This is a genomic window from Phormidium pseudopriestleyi FRX01 (genome assembly GCF_017313335.1).
In the GTDB taxonomy this organism is placed as follows: domain Bacteria; phylum Cyanobacteriota; class Cyanobacteriia; order Cyanobacteriales; family Laspinemataceae; genus Laspinema; species Laspinema pseudopriestleyi.
On sequence record NZ_JAFLQW010000409.1, the window covers coordinates 1 to 2774 of the forward strand.

Annotated in this window: 2 protein-coding genes; both read right to left on the reverse strand. The window is 46.5% G+C overall.

Translation table 11 applies throughout. The features are described 5' to 3' along the window. Nucleotides 1–4: 4 nt before the first annotated feature. Nucleotides 5–1546, reverse strand: a complete 1542-nt coding sequence (locus J0895_RS15420; RefSeq protein WP_207088935.1) for a hypothetical protein — start codon at nucleotides 1544–1546, stop codon at nucleotides 5–7. Nucleotides 1547–1612: 66 nt separating this feature from the next. Further along, on the reverse strand, nucleotides 1613–2774 hold a 1162-nt coding region (locus tag J0895_RS15425; RefSeq protein WP_422894338.1), incomplete at its 5' end, for a hypothetical protein.

Below are 2774 nucleotides of genomic sequence, written 5' to 3' on the forward strand. Positions count from 1 at the left end.
GGGATTAATTAACCTTTCTACCCATGAGGAGGGCTTTGGTGGCTGACTCTCCAGCTAGATTGAGTTGCTGACGTAACTTGAGAGAGAGTCCCGCTAAAATAGCGAGATGCCCTAGGAATGCTATGAATATGGGGGTCGCGGTGGCGTATTCTAGGCCGGATAAGGAGAGGATGGAGAGCAGATAAATCTCGGGAATGATTTGGGGTTGTACTCCGAATAGGGCTAGGGTGAGCAAGGGGAGGCCGATCGCTGTCGCAACAACGCCCGTGGCCCACAATGCTCGCTTTTTGGATTTGAGCAATAGGATGATTTGAGCCAGGACCGCATAAATACTCGCCAAGATGACGTAGAAGCCGATCGCGGCGATCGCCTGCAATTTGGGGAGCATTTCCACGGGCCACAAGAGGACCCAGGGGATAAAGATAAGGGCGACGATGGTGGCACAGATGGCGATCGCCACAGGTGCGGGACTTTTTTCGCCCCACATTAAATCTTGTAACACCGCTTGACCCCGAGCTTGGTGAGCATAGCGCGCCCAATCCAAGAGGGTTTGTCGTGGCGGTGAGAGGGCGGCAATCAGACCCAAAAATAAGAATAAATTCAGGGTCGAGATCAAATACAGGCGGTCAAACCATAGATAAGCCGTTAATTTCGGATCAGGCTCTGAACCCAAATAGGATGTCACTAATCCTAAAAATAGGATATTCAAGCAAAAAACCAAGGCGTAACTTTGTTTTTTGCTGATCATTGTGGCGGCAGGATTGCGGAATCGTCGATGCAACCCTTGCCAAATCCAGTAGGTCAAAATGGCACAAATGACGAGAGCAAATAGCCGGACATTGAATAAATTATCCCAATTTAAAGGTAAGCTAAACCATTGATGTGATGTCCCATTTTTTCCATAGTAATAGAACTCATGAAACATGAACCACCACATCATTGTTACGGTCAAACCAGCTCCAACGAAGGCTTGATGACCTCCCATCAAGGCAAAAAGCGCCGCCGCACTGTAAAATAGACCGCAAAAGGCGGCTAGGACGACATAGAAACTTAACACTTCCAAGAGGGAAATTTGGGCCCCAATTGCCGTTACTGCATACATCGGTAAGGCGATCGCCCCGGCGAGGTAAAGTAACACCGGTACCCCGAGCAATTTTCCAATTAAAATGCTCTGACTTGACTGGGGGCTGACCCGAATAAAGTTCAATGTTCCCCGTTGTTCTTCTCGTGCCAAATCTGCAATCAGCAGATAGACTCCCCCACCGACAAGTGCCAGGGGCAAAATCCAATAGAACACCTCATTTAATTCTTCCCACCACTGGCTCCAATCGACGACACAAAAGCCATTTTCTTGGGATAGACAATAATCTCCGTATTGGTCTTCAGGTCCAGGAATTTGACTAATAAAGGCGAGAAAAATAACCACTTGAGCAACGATGGAAAGCCCCACTGATAAGGTCACGTTACGGCTTATTAAGCGACCTTTTAATTCCCGAACAAACTGGGGATTCCAGTCTCCGATATGATCCATTAAACGAAGAGTCATTGAAGTATTTCCTACAGAAACAACAACATCTAAAAAAGGGAAGATAAAGAGAGGGTGAATCCCTCCTTAAACTTTGGGGGTTATTTTGCTTTGGTTTGCAGCAAAAAGCACTTTAGAATGGGATGCACCTGCTCTGTGAATTTGATGGTTTAGGGTTAGGGTTAAGGCGGCGATCGCCGCAAACTGACCTAATAGGCTGAGAAATGTAGCCATTGTGGATGCTTGCATGAGGGCAACCCAGGGTGAACCAAAGACGAACAGCATCCATAACGTGGTGTTGACAGAAACAGACTTGAAGAATAAGCCGAACGCCAGGGGCGGTAAACTCAGGGTAGCCATTACCATTCCCATTGAAAGGAGTCCGGGTTTGGGGAATTTAATCAAGTACAAAGACTGGGCGATCGCGCTATAAATCCAGATTAAATTCAACGTCATCAGCAGCGCTACTCCCGCTTTTAATGTAGCATCAAAACTGCCATTCCAGAGAAGAATCCAAGGCATCCAAATTATGGCTACAATTCCCAAATTGATGGCGATCGCCACTACAGACGGACTTCTTTCTCCCCAAATCCAATCCTGCCATTTAGAGTAGGGACGTTTAAGCCCTTGCCGCCGCTCTTCATGAGCATACCGCGCCCAATCCAAGAGGGTTTTTCGTTGGGGAGAAATCGCCGGAATAATCAACAAAAACATCACCCCAGTTAAGATAGATATGCCCAACATCATCGGCATCAAAGTCTCTTCCATATTCGCTTGATTAATCACAGGATAGAAAAACCCCAGAATCCAAATTTGAACACTGGCTACTAACCCATAACTTTGAGCCTTACTTAATAACGTGCCATTCGGATTCTTGAACTGCCGATTCAGCCCTTGCCAAATCCAGTAACTCCCCACGAGTAAGCTGATAAATAGCCAGGAAAAGCCTAAGTTATAATTGTTTGCTAGATCTTCCCAGAAAAACCACTTAAATCCAAACCCGTTAAACTTGCTGTCATCCCAGCTAAAGTAGTACAAAATAAACGAGACAAAATTGGTCCCCAACCAACCGGCCAAAGCGCTACTGACAATCGCTTGATATTGCACTTGGGCCACAAATAAGACATTCAAAAGGGATGCCGTATATAGAAAAGTACCCAAGGCAACGAGCACTGCATAAAAACCGAAAACCCACCCGAGGGGAATACCTCCGGCGATCGCACAGAGCAAATGTAAGGGAATCGCAAAC